Consider the following 20,143-nt stretch of genomic DNA (forward strand, 5'->3'; position numbering starts at 1 on the left):
GACGACAGGAGCGGACATCGGGCCGCCCGGACCGACATGATCGACAAACTCGGCCTTTGGGCCGAACCGCCCATCGGCCGATCGGCGTAATCAGGTGGTTCGTCCGATCACGCCCGTCGGCGGCCGACGGATCGCCCCGCGCAGGAATGCGCCAGGATGGCGGGTACGTTGCCCGAATCGGGTGGCGTCCATCGCGTCGCCATCCGAGTAGGCACATTCCAGGGAGGTCCACACCGGTGCTCGACCCACACGAGCTCTATCAGCTCACCGACGATCTGCCCGACCTCGGGCAGCCGGTCCTGGTCCAGGCCTTGACCGGGTTCGTGGACGCCGGCAACGCCAGCCGGCTGGCCCGCGAGCAGTTGCTCACCTCGCTCGAGGGCCGGCCGATCGCCACCTTCGACGTGGACCAGCTCTTCGACTACCGCTCCCGACGACCGCTCATGACCTTCGTCGAGGACCACTGGGAGAGCTTCGACGCCCCCAAGCTGGAGCTGCACCTGCTGCACGACGACGACGAGACACCCTTCCTGCTGCTCACCGGCCCCGAGCCGGACCTGCAGTGGGAGCGGTTCACCGCGGCCGTCGCGGGGCTCGCCGCCCGCCTGGACGTACGGCTCACCGTCGGGCTCAACTCGATCCCGATGGCGGTGCCCCACACCCGACCGACGGGCGTGACCGCCCACGCCACCCGTCCGGAGCTGATCAGCGGCTACGAGCCCTGGCTGCAACGGGTCCAGGTGCCCGGCAGCGTCGGTCACCTGCTGGAGTTCCGCCTCGGCGAGCAGGGCCGCGACGCGCTCGGGTTCGCCGCGCACGTGCCGCACTACGTGGCCCAGACCGAGTACCCGGCCGCCGCCGAGGTGCTGCTGAGCGCGGTGTCCCGCAGCACCGGGCTGCTGCTGCCCGGTGACGGCCTGCGCTCGGCCGCCGAGGTGGTCCGGGTGGAGATCGACCGGCAGGTGGCCCAGACCGAGGACGCCGCCGCCCTGGTCCAAGCCCTGGAGGAGCAGTACGACGCGTTCGCCCGGGGTCGCGGCGAGCGGAACCTGCTCGCCCCCGACGCCGGTCCGCTGCCCACCGCCGACGAGCTCGGCGCGGAGCTGGAACGGTTCCTGGCCGAACAGACCCGTCCCGGCGACACCCCGGGCAGCTGACCCGGCGACACGGGCGCGGATGCGGCAGGGTGGAGGCATGCGCCTGGCGACCTGGAACGTGAACTCGGTGAAGGCCCGGCTGCCCCGGCTGTTGGAGTGGCTGGCCGGCACCGGGCCCGACGTCGTCTGCCTGCAGGAGACGAAGTGCCCGGACGGCGCCTTCCCAGTGGCCGAGGTGGGCGAGCTGGGCTACTCCGTGGCCAGCCACAGCGACGGCCGCTGGAACGGGGTGGCGATCCTGTCCCGGGTCGGCCTGGACGACGTCCGCGTCGGCTTCGCGGGTGAGCCGGGCTTCCCCGCGCCGGAGGCCCGCGCGATCTCCGCCAGCTGCGACGGGCTGCGGGTCTGGTCGGTGTACGTGCCCAACGGCCGGACGCCGGACGACCCGCACTACGCGTACAAGCTGGCCTGGTTCGCGGCGCTGCGCGACGTGCTGGAGGCGGAACTGGCCGGCGGTCTGCCGCTGGCCGTCTGCGGCGACTTCAACGTCGCACCGACCGACGCGGACGTCTGGGACCCGGCGGTCTTCACCCATTCCACGCACGTCACCCCGGCCGAGCGGGCCGCCCTGGCCGCGCTGCGCGACCTCGGGCTCGCCGACGTGGTGCCGACGCCGATGAAGGGCCCACACCCGTTCACCTACTGGGACTACCGGGCCGGCATGTTCCAACAGAACAAGGGCATGCGGATCGACCTGGTGTACGCGTCCGCGCCGTTCGTCCGGGGGGTCCGCTCGGCGTACGTGGACCGGGAGGCCCGCAAGGGCAAGGGCCCCTCCGATCACGCACCGATCGTCATCGACGCGGACCTCGTCCCAGCGGTCGAGGCGTTCTGAGCCGGCCGCCGCTGGTTAGGGTGGGCAGATGGCAGTCGTGAAGATCAACGCAATCGACGTCCCGCCGAGCGCCGGGGCCGAGTTGGAGAAGCGGTTCGCGGCACGGGCCGGCGCGGTGGAGAACTCCCCCGGCTTCCTCGGCTTCGAACTGCTCCGACCGGTGGCCGGCGAGACCCGCTACTTCGTCTACACCAGGTGGGAGAGCGAGGAGGCCTACCAGGCCTGGGCCTCCGGCCCGTCGCGCGAGGCCCACGCCGCCGCCCCCGGCGACACGCCCCGCCCGCCGGTCTCCACAGGCGCCAGCCTCCTGGAGTTCGAAGTGGCGCTGCAGGTGCCCCAGCCTTAATAGGCCCTCCCCGGCCTCGGTTCAGGGGCGTTGGACGCGTCGGGGCGGGTGTGGAGTGGCGGCCAGCGCCTTGATCGTGCTCGATCTTGGATTTAGTCCCCTCCCCGCAGGCGGTTTCAAGCGGCGGTTGCAACCAGGTGCTTGTGGAGTACCTCGGCTGGATTCTGCCAGTCGAGGGTTTGGCGTGGTCGTCCGTTGAGTTCGCGGGCGACGGCGTCGAGGTCGTCCTGGGACCAGGTGCGGAAGTCGGTGCTGGAGCGGGGGAAGTACTGGCGTAGGAGACCGTTGGTGTTTTCGTTGCTGCCGCGCTGCCACGGGCTGTGGGGGTCGCAGAAGTAGACCTTGCAGTCGGTGGCCAGGGTGAACACGGGATGCCGGATCATCTCGATGCCCTGGTCCCAGGTCAGGGTCTTACGCAACTCGGCCGGCAGGCGGCGCATGAGACCGGTGAGGGTCTCGATGACCTGTTCACTGACCCGCGATTCGGGCAGAGCGCCGAGCATCACATACCGGGTGGCCCGCTCGACGAGGGTGACGATCGCGCTGGACCCTCGGGCGCCGATGACCAGGTCACCTTCCCAGTGCCCCGGCACGGCCCGGTCAGCGACCTCCGCCGGGCGAGTCGAGATGTGAAAGTCACGCACCCACGGGCGTCCCCGCAGCGCGCTGGCCTGTCGTGACTGCTGGCGGCGGCCGGTGCGTCCTGAGCGCAGAGCGACCTGCCGGGCGAGTTCTTGGCGCATCCCACCCCGGGCCTGGAAGTAGATCGCCTGGTAGATCGTCTCGTGTGACACCCACATCTCCGGTCTGTCGGGGAACTCCCGCCGCAACGACCGGGCGATCTGCTGCGGCGAATGCCGCTGCGTCAGACGATCCCTGACCGTCTCCCACAACGGCGGCCACGCCCGCCCCCACCTCGGACGCAACTTCCCCTCACGAAGACGCCGCGCCCGCTCATCCGCCTTGCCCTGAGCGTTGCGGTGACAGTACTTCCACCGATACACCCCACCCCACCCCTTCGGGTAGCCCACCCCCGCCACATACCCCGGAGCAGGACCATGCGGATGCCGCTGACCCGTCGGCACCCGACCCCCCGTACCGCAGTGATTCCGCGACAACTCCCGCCACACCGTCGAGCGATCCCGCCCGATCACCTGCCCGATCTGCGGACAACTCAACCCCTGACCGAACAACACCTCAATCTGCGCCCGCTCCGCGGACGACAACCTCTGCCCCGGCATGACCCCTCATCCTGACGAGAATCCACCCCGTTGCAACAACCACTTGAGCCCAAGGCAGCTCGAGGCCACCACATCCTGGTTCGAGCACGATCTTGACCGGACCCGGCGCGGCGCGCTGGGTCGCGCCAACGGCTCGCCATCCCCGCAGCCCGACAGTCACCGCTTCTGAAACATGACTGAGACAACTTCCGCGGTCAGCTCGATTGCCCAGTCGAGCTGCGGACAGTCGTTGCGACCGTGGCACTCCAGGCACCCGCCCACCCGCCACGGCTGGTCGAGTGCCCGAGTCCAGTGCGCGTCGAGTATCCGCTGCACCATGAACAACTCGGTCGCCCTGGAGACTGGCTCATCGATCGGCACCATGACCTCCGTTCGATCTGCCGTTGCTCCAGCACGGCCGCACGGGACCAATTCGCATCTTGGCGTAGCCGATGCGTGTCTCATGGTTGGAGATGTACTCGGGCGCGCGCCATAGTCGGGGAATTCGTCGCTTCGGTCCATGTCTGCTGTGGTCCGCCACGGATCCGCCTCTCCCTGGTCCGCCTTCGAGTGGGCTGCCAGTTGCCCTGTGTGTCCACCTAGACACCCTAGACGTCCTAGACGCTTAGGGGAACGTTGGCGTTGAGGCTGTTTCGTGATCATGATCGAATGGGGTCGCCCGAACCGAAGGAACCCCGACATGCCGATACCGACCGGCGGCTACCGTCAGATGGCCGAAGACTTGGCCTCCCGCATCAGAAGCGGTGAGTACCCGCCAGGCTCGAAGCTGCCGTCTTATGCGGAGCTTTCAAAGCTCTACAGCATCGCGGTAACCACGGTTCAGAAGGGCATTAGGGTTTTGGAGTTTCAGGGTTTGGTGGTAGGAGTACCCGGTCGAGGCGTCTACGTCCGCGAGGACGAGAAGCCCTAACCTCTGCAGGGCGGGGCACACAGGCCGGCCTGACCGTCATCTGCTTATTGCTTCAGGCAGCCCAAAAGACGGTGCACTGGCCGCTCTCGGCGGCGACGTCGAAGAAGGCGACCAGAGCCTCATAGCGGTTGGCAAGGACGAGCTGAATGTCCCGAACCCTCTCATCTGACATATGCACCTGCTCAGCCTCCTCCGGAGAGAGCGGCTCCAGGTAGCGAGGCGAATCGGGATCGAGATTGACCAAGGTTGCCGCCTTCGCCTCGAGCACCTGCCGCAGGTGGGGTTTGAGGATGTCGAACGGGGTCTGACTCAGGTACAGGGCCGACTGAGCAACCTCTTCGGCCATCAAACATCGAGAGTCGCCCTCCGCGCCCCAGGCGGTGTGCTCATCAGGGTAGGGCGATCCGGCCGCGATGGGGTTGATCGGAAAGCGCCCAGCATCCATCAGGGCAGACAGTCGAGCCCACATCGGGCCCAGGTCCAGCCTGCTCGCATCGGGAAGGGCAGTGAGCTGATGGTATGCCTTGATGGGATGCCTGCGGAGCCACGCCAACGTCTCGGGGTCGAGGCGCGCAAAGTCACCAAGAATGCTCACCGAACATCACCTTTCGCGGACCTCGCCACCGTGCCGTGCCCTTATTTCAGTCAAGGATCCTCCGCCAGACTGAACCCCTGACGGAAGCCGTTGGCGCTGATAGCGTTCGTCGTAGCGCGCCGGCAGGATCGCGGCCGTCCGGCCATCCAACACCATTGCCCTACCCGGCACGGTGTCGGCGCCGGCACGCCAGGGAATCGGGAGGAATTCCGGCCCATGTTCGACGGGTTCGAGGAATTCGACATCAGCACGTCCGGCGCGACGATCCACGGACGCCGGGGCGGCAGCGGGCCGCCCGTACTGCTCCTGCACGGCATACCCGAGACGCACCTCATGTGGCACCGGGTGGCGCCCCGGCTCGCCGAGCACTTCACAGTCGTCGCCACCGACCTGCGCGGCTGGGGTGACAGCGGCACGCCGCCGAGCACCGCCGACCACGAGCCGTACAGCATGCGGGCCATCGCCCGCGACCAGGTCGAGGTGATGCGCAGCCTGGGTCATGACCGCTTCCACCTCGTCGGCCACGATCGTGGCGCCCGCTGCGCGTACCGTCTCGCGCTCGACGCGCCGGACGTCGTCACCCGGCTGGCCGTCATGGACGTCGTGCCCATCGGGGACGTCTACGACCGCGCCAACCAGGCGTTCAGCCTCTCCTACTGGGTCTGGTCCTTCCTGGCGGCGCCCACGCCGGTGCCCGAGCGGTTCATCGCCGCGGCGCCCGAGGTGCTCGTCGACTTCATGCTGGAGACCTGGCCGACGGTGAAGGACGCGTTCCCGGCCGAGGTCCGGAAGGCGTACGTCAGGCAGTTCAGCGACCCGACGACGGTCCACGCGATCTGCGAGGAGTTCCGCGCGGCGGCGACCCTGGACTACCAGCAGGACGAGGCGGACCGCGGCAGGCGGAAGATCGCCTGCCCGCTGCTGTTCCTGTGGAGCCAGGAGGGTCAGGTCGCGAAGCTCTACGACGACCCGATCGCGATCTGGCGGCAGTGGGCCGACGACGTCAGTGGCGGGCCCGTCCCGGTCGGGCACTTCATCCCGGAAGAGGCCCCCGACGAGACCACCCGCCACCTCCTGGACTTCCTGCGCTGACGGCGACCCGCACTGATTGATCCACTCGGGTTCGGCGAGACCGGGGGTGTCCGGGCTGGCCGGACACCGCGACGTCAAGGATCCGAGTCGATCAACCGCCAGCGGGCGGGCCGGGTCGGTCTCAGGGCTTGCGCGACGACTGGAGGGTGGCGAAGGCGATCACGTTGTCGGCATAGCCTGTGCGACCGCCGATGAACTGACCGCCGCAGGTGATCAGTCGCAGCCCGGCGGGGCCGTCGTGGCCGTAGATCCGCTCGGCGGGCAGCCGGTCCTTCGGGAAGTGCTCGACGGTGTCGACCTTGAACACGACCGTCGACCGGTCCGCCCGGGCCACCTCGATCAGGTCGCCGGGCTTGAGCTTGCCCAGGTCGTAGAAGACCGACGGGCCGCTCTTGGTGTCCACGTGCCCGACGATGACCGCCGGACCGGGCTCGCCGGGTGTCGGCCCGCGGTCGTACCAGCCGGTCTCGTTGTGCCGCTCCAGCGGCGGTACGGCGATCGAGCCGTCGCGTGCCTGCCCGACGGGCGCGACAGGCGCCTCCACCTTGATCGCCGGGACGGTGAGCCGCACCGGGCGACTCGCCGACAACCCGACGGTCTCGCTGCGGGCCGGGCGGTCACCGCCGGCCGGGGCCCAGTCGAACGGGCCGACCGAGCGGCCCAGCCCCGCGCCGGTGGCGAAGACCCCCACCAGCACCAGCACCACGGCCAGCGGCACCGACCAGGGGCTACGGCCCGACGGGCGGCTGCGCCGAGGAGCGACGGCGGTCGGCGGACGGGAGGCCACCGCTGGCCGGTCGGCGGAGGCACGCGAATCGCGCGGTGGCCGCGAGCCCGCGGCCGGTTCTGCGTCGGGCGACCACGCGCCGGGCGGTGGGCCGGAACCCGTGGGCGGACGGGCGCCGGCGGGTGGTGGCGTGGGGCGGAAGATCTCCATGGCGGGCTCAGCGGCGCGTGACGCCAGGGACGGTACGTGGCCGACGCAGGGCCACCACGGCGAGGATCAGCCCGGTGATGGTCAGCGCCGCACCGCCGGGCAGCAGCAGCTTGCCTGTCATCCCCCCGGCGCCGCCACCGAAGCCGGTGGCCGGGCCTCGACTGGGCTGGGACGGCACCTTCTTGACCACCTGGAGCATTGTCGACGCGGTCTCGCCGTCGCGGCACTCCAACTTGACCCGGTAGTTGCCGGGGCGGGTCCGCTCGCGCACCATCGGCGCGGCGGTGAGCACGCCGCGCTGCGGCTGCACGCCGACGGCGCCGAACGCGTCGGAGACGACTGTGGCGCCCGCCGAGTTGTCCCGACAGCTGGCCCGGATGCCGACCAGGTAGCCGGGCTGCACCGTGCTGGGGCTCACCTCGACGAAGACGTCCAGCGCCGGAGCGGGCTGGGGTGCGGCGCCTCCGGGCTGGGTCTCGGGCTGGCCCCCGGGCACCGGCGCGACGAGCACGAGCGGGCGGGCGACGGGCGCGAGAACGGCGGGTGCGGCATGTGCGGGGGCGGCGGCCAGCAGGGGGCCGGCGAGCACGGTCACCACCGACAGGGTCACGCCGCCGCGGGTCACTGCCACGATGCCCCCTCTTGACGCCGTAGGACCGCGCCGGGCAGCGGACCGCCCGGCCTGCCGTACCAGATCGATCCTCTCATTCCCGGTCGCACATCACATCCGATCCGCCGACGACGTCGCGTACGCTCGGGTCGCTGTGACCATCACCGACCCTGACCCCGCCGCCGTCCCGCCCGCGGGCCGGCCGATCCGCACCTTCCACCCCCGCCGGGGCCGGATGAGCGGCCGCCAGACCGAGGCGCTGGAGCGGCTCTGGTCGTCCTACGGCCGGGACGTGTCGGGCGAGCCCGTCGACCTGGCTGCCCTGTTCGGCCGCCGGGCCCCGGTGGTGCTGGAGATCGGCTCGGGCATGGGCGACAGCACCGCCGCGATGGCCGCCGCCGACCCGGATCGAGATTATCTGGCGGTCGAGGTGCACACGCCGGGAATCGCGAACCTGCTCGACCTGGTGGACCGCTGTGGCCTCGGCAACGTGCGGGTGGCCGAGGGCGACGCGTTGGAGCTGGTCAGCGGCCTGCCGGAGGGTGTCCTGGACGCCGTACACATCTTCTTCCCCGACCCCTGGCCGAAGGTCCGCCACCACAAGCGGAGGATCATCCAGCCGGCGCACGTGGCGCTGCTGCGCTCCCGGCTGGTCCCCGGCGGGACGCTGCACTGCGCGACCGACTGGGCCGAGTACGCCGAGGCGATGCGGGAGACCCTTGACGCGGACCCGGGGCTGGTGGACGCGTACGGCGGCTTCGCACCGCGTCCGGCGCACCGCCCGGTGACGAAGTTCGAGCGGCGGGCGATCACCGCCGGCCGGCCGGTCGCCGACCTGATCTACCGCCGACGGTGACGAGACGGCCCGGACGGGTGCCCGGCGGAGGCCGGGTTGGCGCGCGGGGGCATGATCCAGGCACCATGGACGGGATATGACGCTCACCGCCGCGCTCCCGACAAGCGCCGACCCCGACACCCTCTTCGACGCGTTCGCCGGTTGGGCGAAGGAGCGCGGCCTCGACCTCTATCCCCATCAGGAGGAGGCGGTCATCGAGATCGTCTCCGGCGCCAACCTGATCATGAACACGCCCACCGGCTCGGGTAAGAGCCTGGTGGCCATCGCCGCGCACTTCGCGGCCCTCGCGGACAGCCGGACGACCTTCTACACCGCGCCGATCAAGGCACTGGTGTCGGAGAAGTTCTTCGCGCTCTGCGAGGTCTTCGGCGCCGAGAACGTCGGCATGCTCACCGGTGACGCGAGCGTCAACGCCGACGCCCCGATCATCTGCTGCACGGCGGAGATCCTGGCCAACCTCGCCCTGCGCGAGGGCGTCAAGGCCGACGTCGGTCAGGTGATCATGGACGAGTTCCACTTCTACGCCGAGCCCGACCGGGGCTGGGCCTGGCAGGTGCCGATCATCGAGCTGCCGCAGGCCCAGTTCATCCTGATGTCCGCCACCCTGGGGGACACCACCCGGTTCGTCGACGACCTGACCCGCCGTACCGGGCGGCCCACCGCAGTCGTGCGCACGGCGGAGCGGCCGGTCCCGCTGATCTTCTCGTACGCCATGACGCCGCTGCACGAGACCCTGGAAGAGCTGCTGGAGACCAAGCAGGCCCCGGTGTACGTCGTGCACTTCACCCAGGCTGCCGCGCTGGAACGCGCCCAGGCGCTGACCAGCGTGAACGTCTGCACCCGCGCCGAGAAGGACATGATCGCCGAGGCGATCGGCGGCTTCCGGTTCACCTCGGGCTTCGGCAAGACGCTGTCCCGGCTGGTCCGCCACGGCATCGGCGTGCACCACGCGGGCATGCTGCCCAAGTACCGCCGACTCGTCGAGACCCTGGCCCAGGCCGGCCTGCTCAAGGTCATCTGTGGCACCGACACCCTCGGCGTCGGCATCAACGTGCCGATCCGCACGGTGCTGTTCACCGGCCTGTCCAAGTACGACGGGGTCCGTACCCGGCTGCTGAAGAACCGGGAGTTCCACCAGATCGCCGGGCGAGCCGGCCGGGCCGGCTACGACACCATCGGCCGAGTCGTCGTGCAGGCCCCCGAGCACGTCATCGACAACGAGAAGGCTCTCGCGAAGGCCGGCGACGACCCGAAGAAGCGGCGCAAGGTGGTCCGCAAGAAGCCGCCGGAGGGCTCGATCGGCTGGGGGCAGCCCACCTTCGACCGACTCGTCGACGCCGAGCCGGAGCCGCTGACCTCCAGCTTCCAGGTCAGCCACTCGATGCTGCTCAACGTCATCGGCCGGCCCGGGGACGCGTTCACCGCGATGCGGCACCTGCTCACCGACAACCACGAGGAGCCCACCGCCCAGCGTCGGCACATCCGCCGGGCCATCGCCATCTACCGGGCCCTGCGCGCCGGCGGGGTCGTCGAGGAGCTGCCCGAGCCGGACGAGACCGGCCGACGGATCCGCCTCACCGTCGACCTCCAGCTCGACTTCGCGCTCAACCAGCCGCTCTCCCCCCTCGCCCTGGCCACCATCGAGCTGCTCGACGCCGAGTCCCCGTCGTACGCGCTCGACGTGCTGAGCGTGATCGAGTCGATCCTCGACGACCCCCGGCAGATCCTGTCCGCGCAGCAGTTCAAGGCGCGCGGCGAGGCGGTCGCCGCCATGAAGGCCGAGGGCATCGAGTACGAGGCCCGCCTCGAACTGCTCGACGACGTGACCCACCCGAAGCCCCTCGCGGAGCTGCTGGAGGCCGCGTACGAGATGTACCGGCAGGGCCACCCGTGGGTCGCCGACCACCAGCTCTCCCCCAAGGCCGTCGTCCGCGACATGTACGAGCGGGCCATGACCTTCACCGAGTACGTGCAGTTCTACGGGCTGACCCGCTCGGAGGGCCTGGTCCTGCGCTATCTGGCCGACGCGTACAAGACGCTGCGCCAGACCGTGCCCGAGGACGCCAAGACCGAGGAGCTGATCGACCTCATCGAGTGGCTCGGCGAGCTGGTCCGCCAGGTCGACTCCAGCCTCATCGACGAGTGGGAGCGGCTGCGCAACCCGTCCGACGTCGCCGAGGTGGCCCAGGCGCACGCGGCGCTTACCGACCGGCCGCCGGCGGTGACCCGTAACGCGCGGGCGTTCCGGGTGCTGGTGCGCAACGCGCTGTTCCGCCGCGTCGAGCTGGCCGCGCTGCGCCGCTGGGACCTGCTCGCCGAACTGGACGCCGAGGACGGCTGGGACTACGACGCGTGGGCCGAGGCCCTCGCGCCGTACTTCGAGGAGTACGACTCGATCGGCGTCGGGCCGGACGCCCGAGGACCGGCACTGCTCATGATCGAGCAGGGGCGGGAACGGTGGACCGTCCGGCAGAGCTTCGACGACCCCAACGGCGACCGCGACTGGGGCATCAGCGCCGAGATCGACCTGGTCGCCTCGGACGAGGTCGGGGCGGCGGTCGTCCGGATCACGGACGTCGGCCAGCTCTAGCAGGGGTCTCGACAGGGGGTCGTCCGCACGCCGGGCGGCCCCCTTTGTCGTGTTTTCCGCACCCCCGTTTTGGCTGGGCGATGTCAGAGGTGTCGATTAGAATGTATGTACTAATCGAGTTCCTGACCTGCAGGATTACGACTAGGGAGGACGTCCGTGACCGCTCCCGCCTCCACGCCCCTCACGCCCTACGCGACACTGCTCGGCTTCACCCGCTACGTCGACCGCACCGGCCCCACCAAGGCGACCTTCGTGGGTGGTCTGCGCAAGCAGCGCGCCAGCCGCTCCGGCTTCAACCCGCACGGCCAGTTCGTCAAGGCGCTCAAGGCCGACATCGCCTTCCACACCGGCGGCACCCACCTGACCGGGGTGGTCGACGTCGTCAAGCCGCGATGGCGTCCGCTCTACCAGGCGCTGGTGCCCGGCGCCACGGCCTGGCTGCACTCCCTCGGCGACCCGGCCGCCGTCGACCTCGCCCAGACCCGCGACGCCCTGGCCATGCTCGGCGACCTACCCGTCAAGATCAACCCCCACTTCGGTGTACGCCACGCCGACGGCCACGCCGACGCGATCCGCCTGCACTTCGACGAGGCCCCACCGAGCGAGGAGTCGGTGCTCGCCACCCTGCACCTGATGGCCCGACACATGGACGCGGTGCTCCCGCACGCCGAACCCGTCCTGGTCGACGTCCGGCGTGGCCAGGCCCACCGCATGCCCACCGACGCCAAGCCCGAACAGATCGAACGCTGGCTCTCCGGCGAGGCCGCCGCCTTCCGCGCAATCTGGTCCACCGCCGCCTAAGACCCCCGTCACGTCGCGCCGACCGCTCCGCTTTGGTCACTCGGCAAGATCGCGCTCGATCCAGGATGTAGTGGCCTCCGCACCACTGGGAGGCCACTACATCCATGTTCGTGCCTGATCATGGGGATAAGGGCGCGCAGCGACGCCCGGGTGATGGCGGCGGTTATCCACAGGGGCGGCGGGGGCGCGGGGGATCGGTCAGCCTGGGGTCCATGCCGAAAGTTCCTCGCCGACCACCGCAGTTGCGCGGTCGGGTCTTCCGTGGCTCGATCGCCGTCTCGCGAGGCCTACTGACCCGCAATGACCTACGCAGCTCGGCGTGGCGGCCGCTCTTCCGCGACGTCTATGCCGACGCCGGGATCAGAGTCACCCACAGCATCAGGTGCGCCGCCGTCGGACGATGGCTGATTCCGCCCGAGGCGGCCATCGCTGGGCGTGCCGCTGCGGCCCTGTACGGCCGCCTCACCTCGACCGCGAACGAGCCGGTCGACGTCCTGATCCCCCCGGGCACCCGGATCGGGCCGACCACCGGCCTCAGGGTGCACCGCGGGGAGATCGACCCCGGCGACACGGTGGATCGGGCCGGGGTCAGAGTGACAAGCCCGGCCCGGACCTGCTGGGATATCGCTCGCTGGCTCGATCTGGTCGAGGCGGTGGTCGTCATCGACGCACTGCTGGCCAGCAGGCTCATCGACGTGCCGACGTTGCGCGAGTACGCGTTGAGCCGGGCCGGTCGCCGAGGCTGGCGGTCCTTGCTGCGGGCGGTCGACCTGGCCGACGCGGGTGCGGAGTCGCCTCAGGAGTCCCGTACCCGGGTGCGGCTGGTGCTCGCCGGGCTACCCCGGCCGCAGACGCAGTGGGTCGTCGCCGAGCAGGGCCGGTTCGTGGCCCGGCTGGACCTGGCCTGGCCACAGTTCAAGGTCGCGGTGGAGTACGACGGACTGTGGCACGACGACCCGGAGCAGTTCCACCGGGATCGTCGACGGCTCAACCGACTGCTCGGCGGCGACTGGATCGTCCTGCACGTGACAGGCAAGCGCCTCCGTGAGGACTTCGACGGGTTCCTCGCCGAGGTCCGGGCGGCCCTACAGGCACGCTCGCGCTCCCCCCGGTGACAATGATCGCGCTCGAACATGGAAGTAGTGGCCTCCCCGTCGAGGGAGGCCACTACTTCCTGGATCGAGCACGATCATCGCCCACCTGGGAGTACGCCGCGCGCGATGCGCGGGGGGGTCAGGCGGCGGCGAGGTACTTCGCGAGGTCGTCGAGGATCTTGTTGGCGGCGCCGACGCCGATGCCTGTCATCCAGACCTCGTCGGAGACCGGGTACGCCTTGCCGGCCTTGACCGCGCCGAGGCCCTTCCAGAGGGTGCCACCCGCCACCTTGGCCTGCTCGGCGGCGGCCTTGTCGCCGTACGCGGTCACGAAGATGACGTCGCCGTCGACCTCGTTGATCCGCTCGGGGCTGACCAGGTCGAAGCGCTTGTCCTCCTTGTTGGCGAGCATCTGCCGCTCGGGGCGGCCGAGGCCGGTGTCGCCGATGACGATGCCGGAGAAGGAGTCCGGGCCGTACACGCGGATGTTGCCAGGCAGGAACCGCACGATCGACACCTTGCGGGCGGCCGGGTCGCCGAGCGTGGCGCCGAAGTCCTTGGCCCGCTTCTCGTACGCCCCGAGCAGGTCCTTGGCCTGCTGCTCGCGGCCGAGCGCCTTGCCGTCGAGGAGGAAGTTGTCCTTCCAGGTGATGCCCACCTTGTCGGTGAACACGGTGGGCGCGATGGCGGCCAGTTCGTCGTAGAACTTCTCCTGACGGAACTTGCTGCCGAGGATGAGGTCCGGCTTGAGGGCGTTGATCGCCTCCAGGTCGGGCTCGGCGAGCACCCCGACCTCCTTGATGCCGGCGAGCTTGTCCGCGCCGAAGTACGTCGGCCAGCTCTTCGCCTCGCCTGCGGTGGCGGCGCCGACGGGTGTGATGCCCAGCGAGAGCGCCGTGTCGATCTTGTCGGTGTCGAGCACCACGACGCGCTTCGGCTCGGCCGGGACCTTTGTGGTGCCCATGGCGTGGGTGATCTCCCGGGTCTCCCCGGTGGCGGAGCCGGCGACCGGGTCGCTCTCACCGCAGGCGGTGAGGCCGACCCCGAGGGCGACGGCCGCGGCGAGAGCGGCGACGAGACGACGCATCAGAGTCCTTTCGAGGGGTACGTGCCGGCGAGCGGGTTGGCCGCGTCGCCGGTGGCGGGTCGGGCGTCCGGTACGGACGCCGTCGGCGAGGAGTGGTCACCCGCGACAGCGGGCGCCGGAGCGTTGCCACCTGTGTGCGCGGGCACCACAAGCGGTGCGCCTGTCACCGGGCAGGGCACGACCACGCAGGCCAGCCCGAAGACGTCCCGGACCAGGTCGGCGGTGAGGATCTCCCGGGGCGGCCCGGCGGCCACCACCGCGCCGGCGCGCATCGCGATCAGGTGGTCGGCGTAGCGGGCGGCCTGGTTGAGGTCGTGCAGCACGGCGACCACTGTGCGGCCGCGCTCGACGCGCAGCCGGTGCAGCAGGTCCAGCACCTCCACCTGGTGGGCCAGGTCGAGGAAGGTGGTCGGCTCGTCCAGCAACAGGGCGTCGGTGTCCTGGGCCAGGGTCATGGCGATCCACACGCGTTGCCGCTGGCCGCCGGAGAGGCTGTCCACCGGCCGGTCGGCCAGGTCGGACACGTCGGCCAGATTCATCGCCTCGTCCACCGCCGCGCCGTCGTCGGACGACCACTGCCGCCACCACCGCTGGTACGGCTGCCGGCCGCGCCCGACCAGGTCGGCCACCGTGACACCCTCGGGCACCAGTGGGCTCTGCGGCAGGACGCCGAGGCGGCGGGCTACGTCGCGGGTGGGCAGGTCGCGGATGGCGGCGCCGTCCAGCAGGACCGTGCCGCGCCGCGGTGTGAGCAGCCGGGCCATCGTGCGCAGCAGTGTGGACTTGCCGCAGGCGTTGGGCCCGACGATGACTGTGAACGCGTCGGTCGGCAGGTCCAGGGTGAGCCCGTCGAGCACTGTCCTCTCGTCGTAGCCGACGACCAGGTCGCGGGTGGAGAGCATCACACGACTCCTTGAGGGCGTCACGACGACCGCTGCCGTCCACGTAGCAACAGGAAGATCAGGTACGGGCCGCCGATCGCGGCGGTCAGCACACCGGCCGGCAGTTGGGTGGGTGCGAGCAGCCGCCGGCCGGCCAGGTCGGCCAGCACGAGCAGCAGCGCGCCGAGCAGCGCGGCGCAGACGAGCGGCGGCCGTTCGGCGCGGACCAGCCTGCGGGCCAGCTGCGGCGCGACAAGCGCCACGAAGTCGACGGCGCCGACCTGCGCGGTGACCATCGCGGCGACGAGCACGCCGGTGCCGGCGAGCCCGATCCGGCGGGCCACCGGACGCAGCCCGACACCGCGCGCGGTGTCGTCGTCCAGGGCGGTGCTGTTCAGAGCCCAGCCGGCCCAGGCCAGCACCGGCAGCAGCACCAGCAGGGTGCCGGAGATCCAGGCGGCCTCGGTCCAGCCCTTGCCGGCCAGGGTGCCGATCAGCCAGATCTGCGCCCGCAGGCCGTCGATCGGGTCGGCGGTGAGCATGACCACCTCGGTGAGCGCCCGGAAGGCGAACGCGACAGCCACGCCGGCGAGGACGAACCGCTGCGCGGCCAGGCCGTGCCGGGCGCCGAGGGCGAACAGCAGCACCGCCGCCAGCAGGCCGCCGACCAGCGCGCTTGGCGCCACGAGCACCGCCGCCGCGCCGCTGGTCAGGGCCACGGTCGCGGCAAGGCCGGCGCCCTGGGTGATGCCGATGACGTCCGGACTGGCGAGGGGGTTGCGCGCCACGCTCTGGATCAGCGTGCCGGCCACGCCGAAGGCCGCCCCGGCCACCGCGGCCAGCACGATCCGGGGCAACCGCAGATCAAGAACGACGAGGTCGTACGGGGTGCCGGCGCCGGAGAGCGCGCGCAGCACGTCGGCCGGGGCGACGTACGGGGTGCCGAGGGAGAGGCTGAGCAGCATCGCGAGCAGGAGCAGCACGGTCAGCACGGTGGCGACCAGCACCGCTCGGCGGCGGATCTGCAGGCTGAGCGGGCCGACCCGCAGCAGCGACCGCCCCGGCAGCCGGGCACGGTCGACACCTGCCGAGCCTGCGGGGCCTGCCGGGCCGGGGACGGGGCGCTGGGTGGTCGTCACGCGGTCACCACCCGGGCGCGGCGGACAAGCACGGCCAGCAGCGGCGCGCCGATCAGGGCGGTGATGATCCCGGCCGGTATCTCGCCGGGCGGGGCGACGAGCCGGCCGACGACGTCGGCGCCGAGCAGCAGCGCGGGCCCGAGCAGGGCGGAGACGGCGAGGGTCCAGCGGTGGTCCGCGCCGACCAGGGCGCGGGCCAGGTGCGGCACGGCCAGCCCGACGAAGGCGACCGGCCCGGCGGCGGCCACCGCGGCGCCGGTGAGCAGCACCGCGGCGAGGCCGCCGGTGAGGCGGACCAGCCCGATGCGGTGGCCCAGGCCGCGGGCCACGTCGTCGCCGAGAGCCAGCGCGTCCAGGCCCCGAGCCACCAGGGCCGCCAGCAGCAGCCCGACGAGGACGAACGGCAGCACCTGGGCGGTGACACCGAGGTCCCGGCCGGCCAACCCGCCGACCACCCAGAACCGGTACTCCTCGAAGGTGCGGGCGTCGATGCTGAGCAGCGCGTACACCCCGGAGGCGAGGCTGGCGTCGAGCGCCGCGCCGACAAGCGCGAGGGTGACCGGGCTCGCGCCCTCGCGGGCCCGGCTGGCGATGGCGAAGACCAGCAGCCCGGCAACGAGCGCCCCGGCGATGCCGAACCACACGTAGCCGGCGAGCGTGCCGACGCCGAAGACCGAGATGGCGAGCACCACGCCGAACGACGCGCCGGCGCTGATGCCGAGGATGCGAGGCTCGGCGAGGGGGTTACGGGTGAGCGCCTGGAACAGCACTCCGGCCACAGCGAGCGCGAGCCCGACGGCGAGGCCCAGGGCGGTGCGCGGCATGCGCAGTTCCCGGACGATCGTGCTGGCGTCGCTGCCGTCCGGCGCGACGAGGGCGTGCCAGACCGCACCGACACCGAGCTGCCGGCTGCCCAGCGCGAAGCTCGCCAGCACGGCGAGCAGCAGCACCAGCGCGGCGCCGGCGGTGACGGCCACCCGTCGGCCGGTACGGGCACCGGACCGGTTGCGGGCCGGCGTCGGCCGGGCGGCGAGGGCGGTCACGAGTCTCCTGCACGTTCGAGCTTAGGTTCGCCTAACCTTAGCCGACCTGCGGAAAGTGACCTAACCGGCGTCTGTCGATACCGACGAGGACGCCTCCGGCCCGCCCGCCGCGCTGCCGTCCCCGGCCGCCGCGCCACCGCCCGGCAGCACGATCAGTGGCCGCATCATCTCGTTGTCCTCGTGCTCCAGCAGGTGACAGTGCCAGGCGAAGCGGCCCGGCAGGTCGAAGCGCGCCTTGATCCGGGTCACCTCCCACGGGTACGCGAGCACCGTGTCCATCCACCCCCGCTCCCCCGGAGCCGGCGGTACCCGGCCCGAGTGCCCGCGGCCGAGCAGCTCGAACTGGGCCTGGTGCAGGTGGACCGGGTGGACGAGTCGGGTGAAGTTGCGCACCTCCCACACCTCGGTGGCGCCCAGGACGGGCTGCTCGGTCACCGGATCACTCCAGTGCATCGGCCGACCCCGACCACGCTCGTCGAGGGTGCCGAGCAGCATCATCATCGACCCCGACGGGCCGGACATCCGCTCGTTGAGCGACAACCGCCGGACCCGGTCGGCAGTCGGCAGCCGAGGACGCGCCGGCAGCCGCAGGTGCTCCGGCGGCACGCTCGCATCCGGGTCGGTCGCCTCGGTGACCACGAAGCGCAGCACCTGGCCGGTGGTCCGTGGGTCGGCCGGCGGGAAGTCCACCCCGGGCCGGCCACCGCGGTACGCCCAGTCGGGCCCCTCGTTGACGAGGTACAGCTCGGTGCCGGCGGGCACGTCGGTGAAGTCGACGATGGCGTCGACCCGCTGGGCGGGGCCGAGGCCCACGCGTTCGTGTGACACCGGCTCGGGCAGGAACCCGCCGTCGCTGCCGATCTGCCAGATCGGCAATACCGGGCGGGCCGGCCGCGCCGTGGCGTGGGCTGCCACGCTCAGCAGCAGGAAGCGGCTGTTGGAGGCGTTGAGCAGGCGGAACCGGTAGCGCCGCCGCTGCACCGTGAGGCTGGGCCAGGTGCGGCCGTTGACGACGATTGTCGAGCCGACGCCTGGCGACGCGTGCCCGCCCGGGTAGAGCAGGTCGCCGTCGGCGGTGAAGCTCCGGTCCTGGATCATCAGCGGAACATCGCGGTACCGGGCGTCCGGCGGGTCGTCGTGCGCCGGCCCCGGGCCGGGCAGCACCCCGTCCGGCAGGTCGCCGGCGCCGCCGAGCAGGTAGAACCCGGCCGGCCCGGCGTAGACGTTCTGGGCGGTGACCCCCAACGTGTGGTCGTGGTACCAGAGGGTGCCGGGCGCCTGGTCGTTGGCGTACTCGAAGGTGGCCGAGCCCGGCGCCCAGCGCAGGCCGCAACGCTCGGCGAAGCGGGACCGGAACTCGTCGTACGCGCTGCCGCAGACGGCGAAGTCGGACGGTAGGTCGCGGGCCACCGGCAGGTACCACGCCTCGGCGTGCCCGTCGCTGTCCTGCGTGCTGTGCCCGCCGTGCAGGTGCACCACCTGGGGCACCGGCCCGCGGTAGCCCCGCGGGTCGCCGTCGCGGTGGCCGTGCTGGTCCCGGTCCGCGTTTCCGCCGGCCGGGTTGGCCCAGTGCAGGGTGGGGTCGACCGGCAGCAGGTGCGGCAGGAAGTCACCCCGGTCGTCGACGAGCTGGTTGACCCAGGTCACCCGCACCGGGTGGTTCACCCGCGCCACGATGCTGGGCGCCGGGTAGCCGAAGCTGCCGGGATGGGCCGTGGAGCCGTAACCCCACACCGTCGTACGCGGCCAGGACGGCGGCAGGATCTGCTGGCGGAACTGCCGCACCGCGATGACGTACGTGTCCCGCTCCGGACCTGTCGACACCGCTGGCATGGCCGGTGGGATCCGCAGCGGCGCGACGTACTTCGGGATGTCGGCGGCGTGCAGTCGCGCCGGCCCGACGAGCGCGCGGCCCGCGGCCGTGGAGCCCCCCGGGACCAGCATCGCGGCGCCACCTGCGGCACCGACGCCGAGCAGCCCTCGTCTGGTGACCATGCCACACCTCCCGTTCGCGTCCATTCCCCATAAGAGAATGGGTTTCGCGGACGGGGACAAGTGCGACAGAACACCGATGACACCCGTAAGAGGAACATTCCGCTCTGCTCGCGCCATAGGCTTGTGACCATGCGATTCGACAGGCACACGGTCGTCCTCCTGGTCCGACCGGCGGATCCGCCGGACCTGCCACCGGAGGCGCTCGACCGGGTGCAGAGCGCCCACCTGGCCCATCAGGCGGGGTTCGTGGAGCAGGGGCTGGTGCTGGCGGCCGGGCCGCTGCTTGACGCCGACGACTGCCACCTGCGGGGCTTCGTCGTGTTCTCGATCTCCCCGGAGGAGGTACGCGGGCTCTACGCCGACGATCCGGCCGTCCGCGCCGGCCTGCTCGTCGCACGGGTGACGAGTTGGATGGTGCCGGAGGGCACCGTGCGGTTCGAGAGCGTGCCGATGCCCCGGTCGATGCTTGAGGCTGCCGCGGGCGACTGAGGCCACCCGCCACGGCCCTCGGCGGTCAGGCGCGTGGGCCCTCGGCGGTCAGCCGAGCAGGCCCTCGATCGGGACCACCCGCAGATCTTCCACAGTGCCGACGATCACCCGCAGCGACGGGAAGTAGGCACCGAGAACCCGCCCGCACCTGTCGCACGGCTCGACGACCTCGCGTCCCCGGTCGGCGACCGTGACGATCGTCTCCAGCTCGGTCACGCCCTGCGTGGCGGCGGCGCCGATCACGACCAGTTCCGCGCAGGTGTCCCCGCTGTCGTGTCGCACGTTCACGCCGGAGAAGACCCGACCGTCGGCGGTCCGGGCGGCCGACGCGCCGGTGTGGCGCTCGCTGCGACACCGCAGTTTGGCGACCGCCGTGGCGGCCTGCACCAACGCCCGGTCGGTGTCCCGCAGCTCCATCCCGGCCCCCCAGCGCTCGACGTCGGCC

The 20,143-nt window shown here is 71.4% G+C and carries 20 protein-coding genes; 10 read left to right on the plus strand and 10 right to left on the minus strand.

Annotation, left to right across the window (positions count from 1 at the left end; translation table 11 throughout):
• Positions 1 to 236 precede the first annotated feature (236 nt).
• The 3 genes from OOJ91_RS29445 to OOJ91_RS29455 are packed head-to-tail and all read left to right on the plus strand — an operon-like array spanning position 237 to position 2,338.
• Positions 237 to 1,157: a proteasome assembly chaperone family protein gene (locus OOJ91_RS29445; protein WP_266250100.1), complete on the plus strand. Its 921-nt coding sequence runs from the start codon at positions 237 to 239 to the stop codon at positions 1,155 to 1,157.
• 37 nt (positions 1,158 to 1,194) lie between these two features.
• Entirely contained in the window at positions 1,195 to 1,992 is a 798-nt protein-coding gene (locus OOJ91_RS29450; RefSeq protein WP_266250101.1) for an exodeoxyribonuclease III, read from the plus strand.
• A gap of 28 nt (positions 1,993 to 2,020) precedes the next feature.
• Positions 2,021 to 2,338 carry an antibiotic biosynthesis monooxygenase family protein gene (locus OOJ91_RS29455; RefSeq protein WP_266250102.1) on the plus strand — a complete coding sequence of 106 codons (318 nt, stop codon included), beginning with the start codon at positions 2,021 to 2,023 and terminating at the stop codon, positions 2,336 to 2,338.
• 116 nt (positions 2,339 to 2,454) lie between these two features.
• Here OOJ91_RS29455 and OOJ91_RS29460 read toward each other — a convergent pair whose 3' ends face one another.
• Positions 2,455 to 3,579: an IS30 family transposase gene (locus OOJ91_RS29460; RefSeq protein WP_266244630.1), complete on the minus strand. Its 1,125-nt coding sequence runs from the start codon at positions 3,577 to 3,579 to the stop codon at positions 2,455 to 2,457.
• A 679-nt stretch (positions 3,580 to 4,258) separates the two neighbouring features.
• Here OOJ91_RS29460 and OOJ91_RS29465 point away from each other — a divergent pair.
• A complete protein-coding gene (locus OOJ91_RS29465; RefSeq protein ID WP_266250103.1) occupies positions 4,259 to 4,489 on the plus strand; it encodes a winged helix-turn-helix domain-containing protein in 231 nt (76 codons plus the stop codon).
• A 52-nt stretch (positions 4,490 to 4,541) separates the two neighbouring features.
• Here the strand turns inward: OOJ91_RS29465 and OOJ91_RS29470 are convergent, their stop codons facing one another.
• Positions 4,542 to 5,084 (minus strand): DUF1877 family protein, encoded by a 543-nt coding sequence (locus OOJ91_RS29470; RefSeq protein WP_266250104.1) that lies wholly within the window; start codon positions 5,082 to 5,084, stop codon positions 4,542 to 4,544.
• Between the two features lie 216 nt (positions 5,085 to 5,300).
• Between OOJ91_RS29470 and OOJ91_RS29475 the strand changes: the two genes are divergently transcribed.
• Complete coding sequence (locus tag OOJ91_RS29475; protein WP_266250105.1) at positions 5,301 to 6,176, plus strand: alpha/beta fold hydrolase; 876 nt, start codon at positions 5,301 to 5,303, stop codon at positions 6,174 to 6,176.
• A 121-nt stretch (positions 6,177 to 6,297) separates the two neighbouring features.
• Here the strand turns inward: OOJ91_RS29475 and OOJ91_RS29480 are convergent, their stop codons facing one another.
• Both OOJ91_RS29480 and OOJ91_RS29485 read right to left on the minus strand, forming a co-directional pair.
• Complete coding sequence (locus OOJ91_RS29480) at positions 6,298 to 6,963, minus strand: class F sortase (protein WP_266250106.1); 666 nt, start codon at positions 6,961 to 6,963, stop codon at positions 6,298 to 6,300.
• Between the two features lie 157 nt (positions 6,964 to 7,120).
• Entirely contained in the window at positions 7,121 to 7,747 is a 627-nt protein-coding gene (locus OOJ91_RS29485; protein ID WP_266251475.1) for a hypothetical protein, read from the minus strand.
• 130 nt (positions 7,748 to 7,877) lie between these two features.
• Between OOJ91_RS29485 and trmB the strand changes: the two genes are divergently transcribed.
• From trmB to OOJ91_RS29505, 4 genes are all read left to right on the plus strand, one after another.
• Positions 7,878 to 8,579, plus strand: coding sequence for a tRNA (guanosine(46)-N7)-methyltransferase TrmB (trmB, locus tag OOJ91_RS29490; protein WP_266250107.1), 702 nt, complete (start codon positions 7,878 to 7,880; stop codon positions 8,577 to 8,579).
• Between the two features lie 76 nt (positions 8,580 to 8,655).
• A complete protein-coding gene (locus tag OOJ91_RS29495) occupies positions 8,656 to 11,169 on the plus strand; it encodes a DEAD/DEAH box helicase (RefSeq protein ID WP_266250108.1) in 2,514 nt (837 codons plus the stop codon).
• Between the two features lie 156 nt (positions 11,170 to 11,325).
• Positions 11,326 to 11,970: a hypothetical protein gene (locus OOJ91_RS29500; protein WP_266250109.1), complete on the plus strand. Its 645-nt coding sequence runs from the start codon at positions 11,326 to 11,328 to the stop codon at positions 11,968 to 11,970.
• 212 nt (positions 11,971 to 12,182) lie between these two features.
• On the plus strand, positions 12,183 to 13,085 hold the full coding sequence (locus OOJ91_RS29505) for a hypothetical protein (RefSeq protein ID WP_266250110.1): 903 nt from the start codon (positions 12,183 to 12,185) through the stop codon (positions 13,083 to 13,085).
• 118 nt (positions 13,086 to 13,203) lie between these two features.
• On the opposite strand, the gene OOJ91_RS29510 is transcribed toward OOJ91_RS29505, so the two are convergent.
• Genes OOJ91_RS29510 through OOJ91_RS29530 form a run of 5 tightly spaced genes read right to left on the minus strand, consistent with a single transcriptional unit; the run spans position 13,204 to position 19,209 of the window.
• Positions 13,204 to 14,151, minus strand: coding sequence for an ABC transporter substrate-binding protein (locus OOJ91_RS29510; protein ID WP_266250111.1), 948 nt, complete (start codon positions 14,149 to 14,151; stop codon positions 13,204 to 13,206).
• Positions 14,151 to 15,053 carry an ABC transporter ATP-binding protein gene (locus OOJ91_RS29515; RefSeq protein WP_266250112.1) on the minus strand — a complete coding sequence of 301 codons (903 nt, stop codon included), beginning with the start codon at positions 15,051 to 15,053 and terminating at the stop codon, positions 14,151 to 14,153. Before OOJ91_RS29515 ends, OOJ91_RS29510 begins: the two co-directional genes overlap by 1 nt.
• Before the next feature lie 20 nt (positions 15,054 to 15,073).
• Positions 15,074 to 16,171: a FecCD family ABC transporter permease gene (locus OOJ91_RS29520; protein WP_266250113.1), complete on the minus strand. Its 1,098-nt coding sequence runs from the start codon at positions 16,169 to 16,171 to the stop codon at positions 15,074 to 15,076.
• Positions 16,168 to 17,214, minus strand: coding sequence for a FecCD family ABC transporter permease (locus OOJ91_RS29525; protein WP_266250114.1), 1,047 nt, complete (start codon positions 17,212 to 17,214; stop codon positions 16,168 to 16,170). Before OOJ91_RS29525 ends, OOJ91_RS29520 begins: the two co-directional genes overlap by 4 nt.
• 60 nt (positions 17,215 to 17,274) lie before the next feature.
• Positions 17,275 to 19,209, minus strand: coding sequence for a multicopper oxidase family protein (locus OOJ91_RS29530; protein ID WP_266250115.1), 1,935 nt, complete (start codon positions 19,207 to 19,209; stop codon positions 17,275 to 17,277).
• 129 nt (positions 19,210 to 19,338) lie between these two features.
• Between OOJ91_RS29530 and OOJ91_RS29535 the strand changes: the two genes are divergently transcribed.
• A complete protein-coding gene (locus OOJ91_RS29535; protein ID WP_266250116.1) occupies positions 19,339 to 19,698 on the plus strand; it encodes a YciI family protein in 360 nt (119 codons plus the stop codon).
• A gap of 48 nt (positions 19,699 to 19,746) precedes the next feature.
• Here the strand turns inward: OOJ91_RS29535 and OOJ91_RS29540 are convergent, their stop codons facing one another.
• Positions 19,747 to 20,115: a cytidine deaminase gene (locus OOJ91_RS29540; protein WP_266250117.1), complete on the minus strand. Its 369-nt coding sequence runs from the start codon at positions 20,113 to 20,115 to the stop codon at positions 19,747 to 19,749.
• Positions 20,116 to 20,143 lie beyond the last annotated feature (28 nt).

Source organism: Micromonospora lupini, from assembly GCF_026342015.1.
In the GTDB taxonomy this organism is placed as follows: Bacteria; Actinomycetota; Actinomycetes; order Mycobacteriales; family Micromonosporaceae; genus Micromonospora; species Micromonospora lupini_B.